The following is a 16,665-nucleotide window of genomic DNA, read 5'->3' on the forward strand; positions in this document are numbered from 1 at the left end:
GCCCGAATGATGTCTATCCCTCAATGTCGTTGGTAGGGTGCTGCGGTGCCTCCCCCTGCCACCGTCGGCGCGCCACCGGGCGACCGCTCCCTGACCTCAGAATCCACGCCCTCCACCGCCCGACAGGTGCGGCGCGCACGCTTCAGCGAGTCCGGTCTCGCGTGGCTGATGCTGCTGCCCTCGGTGGGGGTCTTCGCACTGTTCGTGTTCTGGCCGCTCGGGCGGACGCTGTACCTGTCGGTGCACGGCAACGACATCTTCGGCGCCGCGTCGGAGTACGTCGGCGCGGCGCACTACCGGGACATGCTGTCCGGTGAGTTCGGCAAGGTGCTGGCCACGACGGCGCTGTTCACGCTCTTCTCGGTGGTGCCGGCCGTGCTGGGCGCGCTCTTCGTGGTGCTGCTGCTGGAGGCCCGCATCCGGGGCGTACGGGCGCTGCGCACCGCGTTCGCGCTGCCGTTCGCGTTCTCGGTGGCGACCGCGTCGGTCATCTTCGCCGTCATCTACAACCCGGCGATCGGGGTGGCGAACGGCCTGCTCGGCTCCCTCGGCTTCGACCGGGTCAACTGGCTCACCGACCCGTCGATCGCGTTGCCCGCCGTCTGCGCCGCGACGGTGTGGATGAACTTCGGCTACAACATCCTCGTGCTCTCCGCCGGGGTCTCGGCGATCTCGCCCGAGGTGGTGGAGGCGGCGCGGCTGGACGGCGCGACCGGGTGGCGGCTGGCGACGCGGATCACCGTTCCACTGCTCTCCCCGCAACTGTTCTTCCTCGTCGTGATCTCCACGATCCACGCCCTGCAGAGCTTCGGGCAGATCCACATCCTCACCAAGGGCGGGCCGGACCAGGCCACGACGACGCTTGTCTACTCGATCTACGAGAAGGCGTTCGCCTTCGGTTCCTCCGACTTCGGCGCGGCCAGCGCGCAGGCCGTCGTGCTGCTGGTCATCATGCTCGGCTGCACGGCCGTCCAATTCGGCGTCCTCGAACGGCGGGTCCACTACCGATGAAAAAGCTCAACCTCGGCCCGGTCGCCGTCTACGTCGTGCTCGGCCTGGCCGCGATCCCCGTGCTGTTCCCGGTCTACTACGGCTTCGTCGGCGCCGTGATGGGCCCCGGCGACCTGGCGACCTATCCGCCCGCGCTGGTGCCGAGCGCGCTGCACTGGCAGAACATCACCGACGTGTTCCGTTCGGTGCCGCTCGGCCGCTTCTACGCGAACTCCGCCGTGCAGGCCGGGATCATCACCGTGGCGCAGGTCGTCACCAGCATCTTCGCCGCGTACGCCTTCGCGTTCCTGCGCCTGCCGGCGAAGGCGGCGACGTTCAGCCTCTTCCTCGCCACCCTCATGGTGCCGTGGGAAGCGATCATCATCCCCAACTACCTGGCCATCTCCGACTGGGGTCTGACGCGCGGCGGGCTGACGTACCTCGGCCTGGTGCTGCCCTTCCTCGCCTCGGCGTTCGGCACGTTCCTGCTGCGGCAGGCGTTCCTGCAGTTCCCGACCGAGCTGCGCGACGCCGCGGTGATCGACGGGTGCGGCCACTGGCGGCTGCTGTGGCGGGTCATCGTGCCGCTGTCCAAGCCCTCCATCGCGGCGGTCGGGGTCTACGTCTTCCTCTCGGCGTGGAACCAGTACTTCTGGCCGCTGATCCTGATCCGCGACACCGAGTTCCAGACGCTGCAGATCGGCATCTCCCAGCTCAACGACGCCGAGGCGGCGCAGCCGGGCCTCGTCCTCGCCGGCGTCGCGTTGTCCCTGATCCCCACGCTGGCCGTCGTGATCTTCGGCCAGCGCTACATCGTCCGCGGGCTGACCGCCGGGGCGCTGCGTTGAACCATCGAGAAGGAGAACCAATGAGAAGACCTCGGTTCCGCCGGACCGCGGCGGCGTTCGTCGCCGTCGTGGCCGCCGCCGCGCTCACGGCCTGCGGCGACTCCGGGTCCGGCACCGACGGCGGCAGCGGCGCGCTCGACGCGCCCGGCGCCGAGGTGCTGGAGAAGGCCACGGACAAGACCACGATCGAGTTCTGGCACGCGATGAAGGGGGCCAACGCCACCGCCGTCGACCAGCTCGTGGCCGACTTCAACGCCCAGAGCGGCGGCAAGGTCGAGGTCAAGGCGGTCTTCCAGGGAAGCTACGACGAGACGATCGCGAAGTACAAGGCGTCGGTGCAGCAGAAGAGCACGCCGGCCCTGGTGCAGATCTACGACATCGGCAGCCGCTTCATGGTCGACTCGAAGCAGGTCGTGCCGATGCACAAGTTCATCGAGAAGGACGGCTTCAACGCCGGCGACATCGAGCCGAACATCGCCAGCTACTACTCGGTCGACGGCAAGCTGTGGTCGATGCCGTTCAACTCCTCGACGCCCCTGCTGTACCTGAACAAGGAGGCGTTCGAGCGGGCCAAGCTCGACCCGACGAAGCCGCCGAAGAACCTCGACGAGATCGGCGAGCTGGCGAAGAAGCTCACGATCAAGGACGCCAGCGGCAAGACCGTCCAGTACGGCTTCAACGCCGCCATCTACGGCTGGCTGGTGGAGCAGCTGCTCGCCACCGACGGCAAGGAGTACTGCGACCAGGGCAACGGGCGCAGCGGCCTGGCCACGAAGGTGCAGTTCGACCAGGAGACGGCCGTACGCGTCGCGCAGTGGTGGACGGACCTGGTGAAGGGCGGCTACGCGACCAACACCGGCCGCAAGACCGACGACGCCCAGGCCGCCTTCAAGTCGGGCACGGTCGCCATGCACCTGGAGTCCACAAGCGTGCTGCGCGGCTACGTCGACGCCGCGAAGGGCAAGTTCACCGTGCTCACCGCCCCGTACCCGAAGGTGAGCGCCTCCTCCACGGGCGGACCGATCATCGGTGGTGCGTCGCTGTGGATCAACGGCGTCGGCCACGACGACAAGGAGAAGCGGGCCGCCTGGGAGTTCGTGAAGTTCGCCTCCGGTCCGGTCGAGCAGGCCAAGTGGCACACCAGCACCGGGTACGTGCCGATCAACGCCAAGGCGCTCGACGAGCAGATCGACAAGGACTGGATGGCGAAGTTCCCCCAGTTCCGCACCGCCGTCGACCAGCTGCACGCGCTGCCGCCGTCGGTCGCGTCGGCCGGCTGCCTGCTGGGCGTGATGCCGCAGGCCCGCAAGGCCTCCGAGGACGGCCTGGAGGCGGCCATCGTGGGCAGCAAGCCGGCGGAGCAGGCCATGAAGGATGCCGCGGCGAGCGTGCAGGGCGCCATCGACAGCTACAACAAGTCGGTCAGCTGACCACCGCACCGCGCTGATCGTCGAGAAGGGCCAGTTCCGCCGGGACTGGCCCTTCCCGCTGCCGGCCGGCCACTGGCCGCAGTTCGGCACGCGGAGCACGCCGCGTGCCGATTCTCGCCCGGACGGCGCACAGGACGCCCTAGTCGGCTGGACCGACGACGACCCGTCCGTCGAGACTCAACGTGATCCGCGATCCGTTCGCAGTGGTCGCGGTCGACCTGCTCTCCAGCCCCAACACTCGCCGCACCACGACGGCCTCCGCCGTGATGATCGCGGACACCGCCTGCACACTCGTCGGCGCATCGAGGATGACCTGCATGATCCGGCTGCGCGGTCGCAGTCCGACGTCCGGGACTGAACAGCGCAGGTCCCAGGAGACAGAATGTCGGCCGATTCCACGGACGTCCAGTTCCACCTGGTCCAGGTCCGGGTAGTCAGGACCTTCATAGGCGGGCGGCATGACGTCGAGCGCCAGCACGGAGTCGTCGCCGAAATCGATCTGGACCGTCAACGACTCGTAGCGGCGGTTGCTCGGCAGCGCCTCGAGCTCGTAGGGAAACTGCACGAGCAGGAACTGCCGTTCGTGCAGGTCGGTGCGTCGCTCGTTGAGCCCGGTGAGTTCGTCGGCCCGCACCGGGTAGATCATCGGACGGCCGAAGCGCACACCCGCCTGCCGTACGAGCCGCGACCCGGGCGCCGCCAGCACCTGCTCCTCGGCGTAGAGATCCACGGACAGAACGACGCCATCGCTTCCGGCCGCCCCGTCCACCTCACCGTCGGACACGCTGTCACGATAGTCGAGCGTGACAGTTACCTCTCCGGCGAGGAGGCCCCAGGTGACAGCTCCGAAACTGATCGAGTTGCTCGGCGGCGACAGCGCAATCGCGTTGACCGACTGGGCCGACGGCGCAGGGCTGACGATCCGGGTACCTGTGCCGGCATGGCGGGCCGAGGCACCCACCGGCGCGCTGGTGACCGTCGTTCTCGCTGTCCATCCTCGAACGGGCACCCGGCCCGTCGTCGTCAAGCGGTTGGCACCCGGCCCAAAGGTCGACCTCCACGCGCAGGTCACCGCCTACGAGGAGTGTCCGGAGGCGTTCCGGCCCCACCTCACCCGCCAGGTCCGATCGCCGCTGCGCACGTCGGGCGGGCGTACGCTGCTGCTCCAGTCGCCGGGGTCCGTCGCTGGCGACCTGCGGCCGCTGGCGCTGCTGTCCCCGACGGCGACCGCTGCCGCCTGCGCCACAGTCGTCCGTGCGGTGCTGGCCGACTGGAACGCCGACTGGACGACCCGTCCGGTGGCGGCGTTGGACCTCCTGCGCATGGCGGTGCCCGATGGCGCGGCCGACGGCCGTACGCTGGTCGATCGACGACAGCGTCCCGTGTCGCCGTGGGTGTGCGTGGACGGGCTGTCGATGCCCGATCCGCTGCTGCTGGCCCAGGACGGCTCCCCGCTCTCCGGCCTCACACTCGACATCGTCGAGGGCCGCGGCCTCGGGGGACTGCACGCCCAGGACGTGCTCCTCAGCACGGCTACAGGCGGTGCCGAGCCGGGCCCGTTCCTGCTGGTGGACCTGTCGGGCTACCAGGCCCGGCAACCGATCGACCGGGACCTCGTCAGGCTGCTGCTGTCTGTGCTGACGCCGGTGATCGCCAAGTCGGGGGACGACCATGGCCGGTTGCTCCTCGACCTGGTGACCGATCCGGATCGCGCGCCACGGCAGGACGGTCTCGCTGCGGAGTCCGCGATCGTCCGCGCGGTGTACGGCACCGCCGCCAGCGTTCTCCACCGCCAGCCGGACCCCGAGGCGTGGCACCGGCAGTACCTGCTGGGCCTCGTCACGCACGGTCTGACCTTGAGCACGTACGGAAGCCTCGGCCCGGTCGTCCGCTGGTGGTGCTACCGACTGGCCGGTCGTGCCGCCCTCCTGCTGCAGAACAGCGTAGGAGGGGCGCGGGTGCCGAGGACGGCGCCCATCGTCGGAAACCCGTTCCTGCCGTCCGGCGCGGGGCGAATTCCCGGCCCGGTGCGTGGCCTGTTGGCCAGCGACAGGGTGCGCGGCCTCGACCTGCGGCGCGACCCTCCACAGGGAAACCGGGTTACCTACCCGGGGCAGGTGAAGGTCGCCGTCTGTCGGGCGCTCTGCACCGACTGGGAGGATCTCGCGGACTATCTGGAGGTGCCACCGCACGTGCGGGCCGGCTTTCCACAAGGCCGTGAGGCGTCCGAGACCTGGGATTGGATCGAGGCGCGATTCCGGCTGGGAGAGCTCGCCCCGGCGTTGCGCGCCCTCGGACGTCCGGAGCTGGCTGACCTGTTGGACGACAACGAGCGCGGTTAGACCGTGCCGACCGGGATCAGAGGTGCCCAGTGGAAGATCGGCTCGGTGCGTACCTCCGGATGCGACAGGAGCCACCGGGTCGCACGCCGCAGCGCCTCGGGAAGAGGGAACTCGGCCATGTTGGCAAGGACAGTCTCGGCGTACCGCGCCGCCGGATGGGAGTCGCCGAGCTCCCCGACAGTCGCCAGGACCTCGTCGGAGCGAGCCGCCAGGGCGAGAGTGGCCAGACAGATCGGGTCACTCGGCCGGCCCTCGTCGATCGAACCGGCCTCGCAGACCAGAAGGGCCAGCCGCCGGGGCGTGGACGCCCCGAGCAGGTCTGCGGGGACCAACCACCTGGCCTCGTCGAGTTCCAGGTAGTGCCCCAATCCCGGGGCGCGACGCCCGTGACCGACGACCACCATCATCCGCCCGCCGTCGCGCAGCCGCTGCCGTGCGGCGGACGCCGAGACCAACCACGTCGGCGTGAGGCGCGACGCGTCGAGACGGGTGAGGTGTTCGCCGGACACCAGCGGGCTGCGCCACACGTCGACCGCGTTCCCGTCCGCAGGCGTGGGAGAGGACGCGGCCCGAGCCACCAGTAGCCGCTGCACCGTCAACGAAGGGCAGACCGCGTAGCGGACGAGCTCTCCGAGCACCCCGCCACTCGACAGCGGCAACGCGCTCCACGGGATCATCCACAGCTCGCCGATCGGCACGATGAGCAGCTCCGGATCGGCGTCCGCCATTAGCGCGTCGACGAGCCCGGGCGGTAGGACCGAGACGACCGGCGCGAGATCGGCGATGTGCAGTTGGACCCGGGTGGTCCGGTCACCGCACAACGTGGTGAGAACGTCCCGGGCCGCGTCGTCGAGGTCCAGGCAACCGACTCGCGGCTCGGCACCGGGCGCCCGCCACAGCCAGTGGACCCGGTGCGCCTCGACCGGGTCGACGAGCAGCTGCACCAGGTGGGCACGCGGTGACACCGCCGCGAGCAGGGGAGCGCCGTCGCGTTCGGGAGGCAGGTACACCGAAGCCAGCTGGTCGTCCAGCGATGCCTCCGCCGGCTCGGCCAGCCCGTGGCGGCTGAACGCTCCGAGCAGCCGGATACGTTCTTCCCGACTACTGCCGGGGGCGGACGCCTGCGCGGGCCGGTGTCGCGCCAGCCGCTGGTCCGCGTGGGCGAGCAGGTTCTGCAGGAGCTCGAGCTCCGGGCCTGAAGTCGTTCGCGTACCCGCCTCGATCAGGCCGGCCAGACGACGCCCGGCGAGACAGTCCGCGACCACCGCGAAGGCCGCCGCATCTCCGGCCGCGGTCGCGGCGGCCAGCGCGCGGGAGTACGCGAGGCGGAACCGTTCCCGGTACTCGCGCTGTGACCGTTCGTCACGGTGCCCGGCGCGAAACGCCTCGATCGAGTGGACCGCCTCCAAACGGGTGCGCGCCGCTGCGTCGAGTCGTCCCAGTTTCGCCTGTGCCTCGGCCTTCTTGTCGAGCGCGTGCCAGATCCCACCGATGTCGTCGATGTCGCGGTACGCGGCCAGCGCGCGGTCGAACTTCACGACCGCGTCCGCCCACCGGTGGCGTCCCCGGGCAACCCGGGCGACGTCCTGCAGCGCGTGGGCTCGTGCCCGCGGCAGCCCGGCCCGCTCCGCTTGGCGCAGGCCCTCCTCGTACCACTGCTCGGCGGTGTCGAACTCCTGGACGTCCAGGTGCAGGTCCCCGATGCTGCTCAGCACGTTCGTCAGACCGACCGGATCACCAACCTCGACGAACCAGGCGTGCGCCTTCCGCAACCACGCGACGGCCTCCGTCCGCCGACGCGCCCGGTGCAGCAGTGCGCCGGTGCGGTGTGCTGCGTTCGCTCTGCCGATCGTCGAACCGACCTCGTCGAAGGCCCGGTAGGCGGCCGTCGTGAGCTCGACCGCCTCGTCGAGGTTGCCGGACCGTTCGAGGCACTCGGCGAGGCCAAGCCCCACGTTGCCCCGGTACAGGGGATCGGCCAACTCGACCGCGAGGGCCTCCGCGCGGCGGAACTGTGCGCCCGCCGTCACCGCGGACGAGTAGGCGAGGGACAGGTAGCCGAGCGGCACCAGCGCCCTCAACTGCCCGAACCGGTACCGGTCGCTGGTGGCGATCGTCAACGCCGTCTCGTAGGCGGTGATCGCCTCATCCACCTTGTCGAACGCCCGGGCGATGTCGCCCTCGCCGATGAGCGCGTGCACCCGTACGACGCGGTGGTCGGCGGTCGTCTCGTGCTCGGCGAGCCGGATGAACGTGTCCCGGGCCGCGTCCAGGTCGCCCTCCCGCAGGGCCCGGTCGCCCTCAGTCTCGAGTTCCAGCACCGTTCGCCATTCGGCCAGGGACAGGCCTTCCTGCAGTGGCCCCACCGGTGCCTGTGGATCGCGTAGGTGCCGGTACCGGCTGCGAAGCGCGATGGGCCCGGGCACCGCGAGGTCGGCGATGGCCGCGGCGCGGGCGGCGGCGTCGGGTGCGAGCCACGACCGGTACAACGGCAGGAGAGCAACGTGGTCCACGAGGGCAACCTCCTTACGCGACTTCGAGATGGTGACCGGCTGTCGGTGCGTCGTCAGCGGAGGTCGAGGAGGAGTTCGTGCTCGGCGCGCGGGAAACGGACCCCCACGCCCAGCCGGGGGGTGTCGGGCGGGAAGGCACCGAGCCGTCCACGCAGAAGCGGGAACAGGCGGTCGCTGTCCACCCCGTGGTAGAAGGAGACCTTCCCGCCGAGGGCCCGGTCCAGGTCCGCCTCGCGGCTCACCCTGATGGCGGAAAGCTCGTCCGAGGCGGTCACCCAGGTGATGCGCGCCAGGCCCTTCTTCCTGAGCCGCCGCAGGGCCGCGACGATCACGCCCGGCGCACCGTCATGCCCCACCACACAGACGTGATTGCCGGTGATCAGTTCTGCCAACCGTTCGGCCGTGCGATCCGTCCAGGAGCGGACGTCGTCGCCTTCCTCACGGCCCAGCGGCCATGGTTGTCCCGGGTGGTCCTTGACCTCGTACACCTGGACGGCGTCGTCGGAGCGCGCCGGGAGCGAGCTGTCGGCGACGAGGTGCAGGAGGGCCGACTCGCTGCCCTCGTCGCGCACGGCACGGGCGACGACGGGCGCCGAATGGATGGTGAAGACCTGACGCTCGAACCACTGTCCACGATAGGCGAGCAGAGATCCCAGGGCCGTTATGCCGGAACCGCTGCTCGTTGTGGAGCCGGGCCGAACGAGGCGGTCGACGTCGGCGGCGCTTGTGGGGCGGCCAGCATCCTGACCCAGCACGAGGCTCACGCTGTCGCCGCGACCGATGCTCGCGACCAGATCGTGCAGCAGCGTGGTCAGGCCGGGTCGAGATGTGTCGGTGGACCTGAGCGATGCGCTTGCACGGGCCAGCCGCCCTGGGAGATGCTCCGGTCGGTCGGTCATCAGGAGGCGGTGGGCGACGGCCTGGTTCGCCTGCCATACCGCGCCTTCTGCCAGCAGTTCTTCGAACTGGTCCGGCGCCCAGCCGAGGTAGCCCGTGAAGAGTCGTATGCCTGCCAGGTACGGACGGATCCGAGCAGGGGCGGCGTGTCGGGTCAGCACGCCGGCCCGGTCGCGCAGAAGGGCGATGCCTGCCGGAAGGCCTTCGTCATCTAGGAGCCGTGCCACGGCGATGAACCCGTGCCGCTCCGCCGGCGTACCTCCCCGGAACGCCACCGCCGGCGGCGCGGGCAGGCCGGACCATTCCGGTGGCAGGTCGAGTTTCTGGCGGAAGGGGTCGTCGAGCCGAACTCCCAGAGTTCCTTCGAGCGGGTGGTGCCGTAGCACCATCACCACCGCCCCGTACGGGCTCGCATCCGTGGCCTCCGGGGCCACGGAGAATATCCGCCCGACGAGCGGTGACGTCGGCCTGACCCGGTTACGCGTCAGCGGCGTCAGGCGGCTGTCGTTCGTGTCGGCCAGCAGGAGATGGACGTCCGCAGGAAGTGAGGGCTGGAGCTGCTGGTAGATCGTTTGGGCGTCGAGCAGAGTTCCCGCTCCGGGAATCCCCGACCACAAAAGTCGGGTCAGCTCCCTGGTCAGCGGGAACTCTCCGGCAGAGGGGGAGGGCAGGGCGGGCTGCTGAAGAGCGATGAGGCAGTCGACCGGCTGAGCCGTCCTGAACCAGGCCGAACCGCTGATCTGCCCGGTATGGTCGCAATCGAGGACGACCAGTGTCTGTCGTGCCGCGCTGCCGCGCAGGCACCGCTCGACGACCGAGTAGGGCAGTCCGGTATGGCGGGGGAGCAGCAGGTCGGTGTCGGCCGTGCCGAGCACGAGTCCTTCCTCCGCCAGGTCGCTCAGCCCGTGTCCCGCGTAGTGGACCAGAAGCAGCCCGTCCGGCCCCACCTCGGCAGCCGCCCGGCGCAGCGCCGCCTCGACCTCCCTACGGCCTGCGCCGAGCAGCACCTGGCAGTTTCGTCGGTCGATGCCCCAGATCTCCGGCTCTGCCAGGGCGTCCGCGAGGCCCTGGAGCGCTGTGGCGATTCCCGGCAACGACTGTCTGCCCCGCAGATCACCGTTGCCGATCAGCACCACCCGTGATGCGGTCGGGTCCGCCAGTCCATCGGCGCGGGGCCGGTCCGTGGGCGCCCGGTGGCTGCCGAGGCCGTCCGAGTCGTCGAGCCGTACCTCGACCTCGACGTCGGGTAGCGCGTCGCGGGCAGCGCGGCGGACAGCCGGATCGGTGTCGGCGCTCGCCGCGCGCAGGGCTTCCAGGGCGTACATCACGGCTGCCGCTAGCAGGCCGGGGAGCCCGAGTAGCGCGACGACGGCCAGCACGTCGGCGACCTGCCGGGGACGATCGGGCCGCCGCAACTGCTCCGTTGCCGCCCGGAGCAGCCGGGACAACAATCCCTGGTCCCGGGCGGGCACGGATCGGATCTGCCGGCGCATCGCCACGAACCAGGTCGGGGCCAGCTCGTCCCCGCCCGATCCCGGCTCGTGCTGGGCCAGCCAGCGCTCCGCCTCCCTGGGTTGCAGCACGTGCAGGGCGGTCAGCCGTTGGGCGTGCGCCAGCTCAGGCCTGTCCGGCCACGAGGTCCGCAGGTCCGTGTACCGCTCCAGCAGGATGGCCACCCGGCGCAGCCGCTCCGTGCCGTGACGGGCGACCAACGCGGCGAGGAGCACGTCGCGCAGATCTGGCTTGATCTCGTACAGGCCGTCGCCGAGCTCCTGGAACAGCGGCGACAGCAGCAGCCGGGCCTCTAGGTCGTACGGCAGGTCCGGCAGGAAGTTCGTCCTGATCAGGTGCAGCAGAGGTGGGTCGACCGCCACCGGCAGACTGGCGTGACAGGCGAGCTCGATGGCGCCCGGTGGTAGCACGCGCTGCACGGCGCGCAGGTCGCCAGCGATTCGTTGCAGCGGGACGGCGGTCACAGCGGCCTCGCCACCGGGGTGAACCGGCCGCGTAGGACGTCCACGGCGGCATACATGCCCGACACGGTCAGCGGGTGCATGGGGACGTGCCGAGCGACGAGCGCCGCAGTCGTCCGTGCCCACCTTCGCGGGTCGACCGGGTTCAACCACGCGGTCGTCCGTCCGGGGCCGCGCAGTGCCTTCAGCATCGCGACGGTGTCGAGCAGCCTGATGAGGTCCAGCCGCCCCCTGGCCGCTCCGGCGTCGCTGACGACGCACACGGCCGCCGACCTGCCGACACCCTCCACCACCGCCGACAACGTCTCCCCTCGGGTCAGTTCGGGCTCCCGGTAGACGCGACCGCCGGCGAGTGGGGAAATGTCGGCGAGGATCCGATCGAGGTTGGCGTGCCTGGCGTCGGCACCGGCCAACACGGCCCGGTCGGCGTGCCCCGGCACGTCGTGGAAGTATCGGACCGCCAGGACGTCCAAGCGGGCGGCGCGCCGGATCGACAGCTCGACGTGCGCGACGAAGTCTTCGTACGGGAGCATCGACCCGCCGATGTCGACCAGCAACAACAGTCGGGCGACGTTGCGTCGTGCCGGAACGAGCACGGGTGGGGTGACGACCCCGGTGCGCGCCTGTCGCCGTACCGTCTCTTCGACGTCCAGTTCCACTGCCGGGCCACGACGTGCGGGTTGCCGCATGCGTCGCCACACCTGCGCGACCGCGCGTGGCGTCACCGGATACTGCGGCACCAGGATCAGCGTCGGATCGTCCAGACCGCTGTGCGGAGGTGGTGCCACACCGACGGATGAGCGTGGTTGCGGCAGGGTGGCGGGTGTCCCGCTTCCGGCGCCTGTCACCGGGCTGGCACCCGGCGGCACCGATGACGGCGCGTCCGGCGCGTCCGGCGCGTTCTGGCTGCCCGGTCGAAGTGCCTGCGTGACGTTCCAGTCCGGTACGGCGACGGCGGCGAACGCCGCGCGGACGACCTCGGCCTCCGAAGGGGACTTCGCCCACAGCGACACGCAGAGCTCGCACAGGCCGGCTCGCGACTCCCAGCCGAAGCCGGCGGCGAGCGAGGTTCGCAGCGCTGCGACGTCGTCCACCCCGAGTGGGATGCCACGGCGCCGCAGCAGTGCGACGAGGTCCGGCACGAAGCGTGGCTGCATCGGTTCTCCTCAGTCGCCGGCGAGCCAACGATCGACGCGCAGCTGGTCCGCCTGCTGCTTGATCAGTGCTCCGCTGTGCGGCACGCGGTGAACGGCGTCGGGGTCCACGTCGGCCGACTCCAGGTAGTGCACCCAGTCGAGCAGTTCGCTGAGCCCCGGCTTCTTCAGCAGGTCCAGCTCCCTGAGCCGGAACAGCACGTCGACCGCAGCGTCGCGCAGCGCCGTGTCTCTCACGTCGTGCAGCGACAGGATCGACTCGAGCTCCGCGCGGTCGGTGGGGAAGCGGACGTAGTGGAAGATGCACCGACGTAGGAACGCGTCCGGCAGCGCCTTCTCCTCGTTGTTGGTGACGATGATGATCGGCCGCAGCTCCGGGACGTCCGGCACCGCGTACCGCATGTCGCCGGCCTCGGCGACCTCGAAGGCCAGCCGGTCCAGTTCGCGCAGCAGGTCGTTCGGGAAGTCGATGTCCGCTTTGTCGATCTCGTCGATGAGTACGACGGACCGCCGGGCATGGCCGGCCCGGGCGATGGCCCGACCGAGCGGCCCCAACCGGACGTAGCGAGCCGGATCGCTGCCCCGGTGCTGCGCGCGGGTGGTCCGCGTGACCTGCCGCGGCGTCGCGGTCTGCACGTCGAAGAGCCGACGGACCGCGTCGTAGGTGTAGAGCAGGTCCTGGCCGCGGCTGGTGGACTTGACGTAGGCCTGTTCGAGGGGCAGTTGGAGCGCGTAGGCGACCGCGTGGGCCAACCGGGTCTTTCCCGCGCCCGGGTCACCCTGCAGGAGCAGCGGACGGCCCAGGGCGATGGCCAGGTTCGTCGCGTCCTCCAACTCCTGCGAGGCCAGGTACGGCTCACAGGTGACCTTCCGCATCGGCGGGTCCGCGAGCTGGGACTGGTCGACCTCCGCCACCTCGATCAGCTGCTCGGGTGGTAGTTCGGCCCGGCGGTCGTAGCGGGTGGTGGCGTCGATCCGGTGCCGGCTATCCAAGGCTCATCCTCTTCTCCAGGTCACGTCGGAAGCCCGCCTCGTCGGTGAGCAGGTCATTGATCGACTGTTCCAGCGCCTCGTAGGCCCGGCCGATGTGCAGCATCTCGCCCACGTCGACGGCGTACTCGCTGACGAGCCCGGCCCAGGCGGTGGCGAGGCCGGGCTGCCACCCGCGCTCGGCGACGATGCGTTGCGCCCAGAGGGTCACGTGGCTGCGGCGGAAGCCCGGTGCCGGCAGTCGCGGCAACGTGTCGGGAAGCCGGACACCGGGCGCGGCGGTCACGATGACCACCAGGCACCTGCTGGCTCCATCTAGTGCGGACGCGAGCCGTTCGAAGAACGTGGTGATCGTCTTCGTCGGGGCGTCGACGCCATAGACGTGGCAGGCGACGTCCGAGTGCTCCAACTCGGCGCGGAAGCGCGCCATCCGGGCGACCTGGGCGTCAACCGACGTCACCAGCGGACCGAGCGTGATCTTTGGCTTGCACGCGATGCCGTAGTAGCAGTGCGGCAACCACTCACAGATCCTGTCGGCCACGGTGGAATCCCGGTGGGTCAGGACGAACGGGGCCAGGCTGGCCGGTGCGTCCCGCGTCGAACGTCGGCGCTGACGCAACTGCTCGGCGTCCTCCATCAGGGCGTGTCGGATCTCCTCAAGGTCGAAGAAGAGAGTGTTCAGATCCTGCTGGGGTACGGGAGGCAGAGCGAGCGTCGGCTGCTCAGCCGCTTCGCGCGACTGTCGGAGCAGGAGAGAGAGTTCAGCGCGCCCCATCCCGTCCAGGAGATCGGGCAGCCTGTCCAGTTGGCCGCGCGCCTCGACCAGTTCCCACAGCGACCGCGCCTCGTCTCCCGGGGTGAACCGCGCCCGGTCGGCAGGGCTGACGTCGAAGAGATCGGCCAGATCACGCCAGTTGTCCGGCTGCATCCGTTGGCAGAACTTCACCTTCGCCCAACCGGGGAAGGAACTTCCCCCGGCGGGCCGGCCCTGACCACTCATGGTCAGGCTGCCGCCCGCCGGGCAGTGGTCTGTCGGGTCAGATAGTCCTGGAGCATCGTCGAAACCGTCCACTGTCACTGGTACGGATCACGGGTGGATGCAGAATCCCACCACAGCACGGCGGACGCGGCAATCCCGTCTGCGACGTCAGAAACCGTGGGCGGCGTTGACGAGCATGACGACCGCCAGTACGGCGACGAACACGATCGCGGCCAGACGGAGCAGGCGTACGGATTCCCGCAGGCGGCCGTACCGATGGCGGTGCTGCTGGATACCCACCCAGAGCTCCACCTCGGCGGCCCGGCGCACCTCCGGCCGGCTCTGGCTTTCGACCGCTGTCCGGAAGTCGTCGAAGGTCTTGACGTGGGCGACCGTGTCCGTTCCGTTGAAGACGAGACTGCGGGGCAGGTCAGCGCCGCTGGGCAGCATCGCGCGGCTGCGCCGTGGGGTGACCAGCACGTTCGCCGCCTTGACCAGCGACGCCACCACCAGCGCCGCGTCGAGCAGGGCCATGACGGTGAACGCCAGCAACCACCATGCCGTCATCCAGTCCGTCATGTCGCTGAGTAATTGAGTCAACAGCAGGGCGTTGCCGGCGGACAGGATCGCCCCGGCGCTCAGCACCACCGAGGCACGGCTGGCCGTCGACACCCGTAACCTGTCGTAGCGTTCGATGTGCCACTTCAGCAGGTCCAACACCTCGTCGTGGGGCATCTCGCCGTGCGTGGCGTGCGCCGATGACCTCTTGCGCCTCCTACCTGTCTCCGCCCTCATCTGCGGTCCTTTCACGTGGAGATTGCGCGTACGCTCGACGGCCGGTGCCACAGTGGACGCCCCGGCAGAAGGATAGGACCTTGAGCCAAGCCTCCGATGATCGTCTGACCAACCCGGACGCCTGGCGGGCGATCCTGCCCGACGAGGTCCTCGCGGGTCTGGTGCGATGGGCGGAGGCCCAGGCGTCACGGGTGACCCACCGACGGTGGCTCACCGACGGGCGCAGCGGCTCCTACGTCGCCGTCGTCCGCCTGCACCCAGACCGAGGCATGCTCCGTGAGGCGATTGTCAAACTCGTGCCGCCGCAGCTCGCGGCTGCGGAGACCGCCGGGGTCGAGCGCGCCCGACAGTTCACGCCCGAGAACTTCTGGCGGCAGCACCTGGTGGATACGGTCAACGCCTGTGCCCTGCCCGGCACGTACTGGTGGCTGCACCAGCAGCAGGTGGCCCAAGGATCCGTCGGGGAACTGCGCTCACTTGCCGCCTTGATCGACGAGCCGGACTTCGGCGAGATCTGCGGCATGATCGTGGATCGCATCAGCGCGGACTGGGGGACCGGGCACGACCCCGATCCGGTGCAACGCACGGCCGCCGACCACCTGAACGACTTCCTCGAAGGGCATCGTGACCGCCTTGCCGGCTTCGCCGGGCGGCACGGGCTCTCCCTCACCGACCCGTCCAGCGAGGTGTGGCTACCCGGCCGCGCCGGCCCGTTGCCCAACCCTCTCGGGCTGCTCACCGACAGGCTCGACGCCGGCCGGGAAAAGATCGACGTCTTCGTCGGCAACGGGCACGGCGACCTGCACCTGGGTAACATCCTCGTGCCTACCGGCGAGCGGGTGCTCGCGGACAACTTCCGCCTCATCGATCTGGGGCGGTTCTCTCCGACAACTCCTGTGTCGCGGGACCCGGTCAAGCTCGCGCTCTCCGTGGCGGCCGCCTGGCTTCCCGCGCTGGCGCCAGAGACGCCGCTGCGGTCCGCCCTGGCCGAACTCGTCGTCGCACCGGAGCGCCACCCGGCATCGCCGCCGGTGGCCGGCTACCTGGCCGTCATACGGCGTATCCACACGGCAGCGGCCTCCTGGGGCCGGCGTCGCGATATGTCCGGAGCCTGGGCCCGCCAACACCTGCTCCTGCTGGTCGGCTCTGCGCTGCGTACCGTCGCCGACGAGGACCTCCCGATCGCCGACCGGTGGTGGTTCTTCGAGGTCGCCGCCCTCGCCACCCGGGCCTACACAGACCTCTCGGGACCACAATCGGAAGTTCCCACCACTCCACCGACCCAGTCCGGGCCGAACGGCGCTGCGACCCCAGCGGTCCCGCCTGCACTGTCGCCGGCCACCGAGCCGCCGCCGTCGGCGACGGTGACCCCACCGACCCCGCCATCCCAGGTCGCTGTCCCGGACACCGCCGCTCCCGCCCGGCCGGTCAGGTACCCGGGCCGGATCAAGGTCCAGTTCGCCCGGCGTCTGGGCCAGAGCTGGGACGACCTGGTGGACGTACTCGACGTGCCGGTGTACGACCGCGCCAGGTTCGAGCCGGGGCGAAGGGCACAGGCGCTCTGGGAGTGGCTCGAGGTGCGCGACCGCATGTGGTTGCTGCGGGGGGCCCTGACCGAGGTGGGACGTGACGACCTGGTCGTGTTGCTCGACGACCCCGGCCCGCCGCAGGAACGGTGACGTAAGGCGCGCCCGCCTGGGCGCCCGGTGTACGAGCGGGGCGTGACGCGCCACGGCGAGGCTCTCGCCGTGGCG

12 protein-coding genes are annotated in these 16,665 nt (G+C 70.2%); 5 read left to right on the forward strand and 7 right to left on the reverse strand.

The window, feature by feature from the left end; genetic code table 11:
• Positions 1-45 precede the first annotated feature (45 nt).
• From AB0B83_RS21710 to AB0B83_RS21720, 3 genes are read left to right on the forward strand one after another with little or no spacing between them, the layout of a single operon-like run.
• Positions 46-1,011 carry a sugar ABC transporter permease gene (locus AB0B83_RS21710; RefSeq protein ID WP_357579690.1) on the forward strand — a complete coding sequence of 322 codons (966 nt, stop codon included), beginning with the start codon at positions 46-48 and terminating at the stop codon, positions 1,009-1,011.
• Positions 1,008-1,838 (forward strand): carbohydrate ABC transporter permease, encoded by an 831-nt coding sequence (locus AB0B83_RS21715; protein ID WP_357579691.1) that lies wholly within the window; start codon positions 1,008-1,010, stop codon positions 1,836-1,838. Before AB0B83_RS21710 ends, AB0B83_RS21715 begins: the two co-directional genes overlap by 4 nt.
• A 20-nt stretch (positions 1,839-1,858) precedes the next feature.
• Positions 1,859-3,268, forward strand: a complete 1,410-nt coding sequence (locus AB0B83_RS21720; RefSeq protein ID WP_357579692.1) for an ABC transporter substrate-binding protein — start codon at positions 1,859-1,861, stop codon at positions 3,266-3,268.
• Positions 3,269-3,407: 139 nt separating this feature from the next.
• On the opposite strand, the gene AB0B83_RS21725 is transcribed toward AB0B83_RS21720, so the two are convergent.
• Complete coding sequence (locus AB0B83_RS21725) at positions 3,408-4,052, reverse strand: hypothetical protein (RefSeq protein WP_357579693.1); 645 nt, start codon at positions 4,050-4,052, stop codon at positions 3,408-3,410.
• 76 nt (positions 4,053-4,128) lie between these two features.
• Here AB0B83_RS21725 and AB0B83_RS21730 point away from each other — a divergent pair, with 76 nt between their 5' ends.
• On the forward strand, positions 4,129-5,610 hold the full coding sequence (locus tag AB0B83_RS21730) for a hypothetical protein (protein ID WP_357579694.1): 1,482 nt from the start codon (positions 4,129-4,131) through the stop codon (positions 5,608-5,610).
• On the opposite strand, the gene AB0B83_RS21735 is transcribed toward AB0B83_RS21730, so the two are convergent.
• The 6 genes from AB0B83_RS21735 to AB0B83_RS21760 form a co-directional block, all read right to left on the reverse strand.
• Positions 5,607-8,123, reverse strand: coding sequence for a tetratricopeptide repeat protein (locus AB0B83_RS21735; RefSeq protein WP_357579695.1), 2,517 nt, complete (start codon positions 8,121-8,123; stop codon positions 5,607-5,609). The two genes, AB0B83_RS21730 and AB0B83_RS21735, sit on opposite strands and share 4 nt — an antisense overlap.
• Positions 8,124-8,176: 53 nt before the next feature.
• Positions 8,177-10,996 carry a YqgE/AlgH family protein gene (locus AB0B83_RS21740; protein ID WP_357579696.1) on the reverse strand — a complete coding sequence of 940 codons (2,820 nt, stop codon included), beginning with the start codon at positions 10,994-10,996 and terminating at the stop codon, positions 8,177-8,179.
• Complete coding sequence (locus tag AB0B83_RS21745) at positions 10,993-12,150, reverse strand: VWA domain-containing protein (RefSeq protein WP_357579697.1); 1,158 nt, start codon at positions 12,148-12,150, stop codon at positions 10,993-10,995. Before AB0B83_RS21745 ends, AB0B83_RS21740 begins: the two co-directional genes overlap by 4 nt.
• 9 nt (positions 12,151-12,159) lie before the next feature.
• A complete protein-coding gene (locus tag AB0B83_RS21750) occupies positions 12,160-13,140 on the reverse strand; it encodes a MoxR family ATPase (protein WP_357579698.1) in 981 nt (326 codons plus the stop codon).
• Positions 13,133-14,209 (reverse strand): hypothetical protein, encoded by a 1,077-nt coding sequence (locus AB0B83_RS21755; RefSeq protein ID WP_357579699.1) that lies wholly within the window; start codon positions 14,207-14,209, stop codon positions 13,133-13,135. Before AB0B83_RS21755 ends, AB0B83_RS21750 begins: the two co-directional genes overlap by 8 nt.
• A 75-nt stretch (positions 14,210-14,284) precedes the next feature.
• On the reverse strand, positions 14,285-14,851 hold the full coding sequence (locus AB0B83_RS21760) for a hypothetical protein (RefSeq protein WP_357579700.1): 567 nt from the start codon (positions 14,849-14,851) through the stop codon (positions 14,285-14,287).
• Positions 14,852-14,991: 140 nt separating this feature from the next.
• Between AB0B83_RS21760 and AB0B83_RS21765 the strand changes: the two genes are divergently transcribed.
• Positions 14,992-16,590 carry a hypothetical protein gene (locus tag AB0B83_RS21765; protein WP_357579701.1) on the forward strand — a complete coding sequence of 533 codons (1,599 nt, stop codon included), beginning with the start codon at positions 14,992-14,994 and terminating at the stop codon, positions 16,588-16,590.
• The last annotated feature ends 75 nt before the right edge of the window (positions 16,591-16,665 follow it).

This window comes from Micromonospora sp. NPDC049060 (assembly GCF_040649055.1).
Taxonomy (GTDB): domain Bacteria; phylum Actinomycetota; class Actinomycetes; order Mycobacteriales; family Micromonosporaceae; genus Micromonospora; species Micromonospora reichwaldensis.

What these genes read in the sequence shown, in the direction of transcription:
- AB0B83_RS21760 (WP_357579700.1), bottom strand. Translation starts at nt 14,851, where the DNA reads ATGCCCCACGACGAGGTGTTGGACCTGCTGAAGTGGCACATCGAACGC.
- AB0B83_RS21715 (WP_357579691.1), top strand. Translation starts at nt 1,008, where the DNA reads ATGAAAAAGCTCAACCTCGGCCCGGTCGCCGTCTACGTCGTGCTCGGC.
- AB0B83_RS21720 (WP_357579692.1), top strand. Translation starts at nt 1,859, where the DNA reads ATGAGAAGACCTCGGTTCCGCCGGACCGCGGCGGCGTTCGTCGCCGTC.
- AB0B83_RS21745 (WP_357579697.1), bottom strand. Translation starts at nt 12,150, where the DNA reads ATGCAGCCACGCTTCGTGCCGGACCTCGTCGCACTGCTGCGGCGCCGT.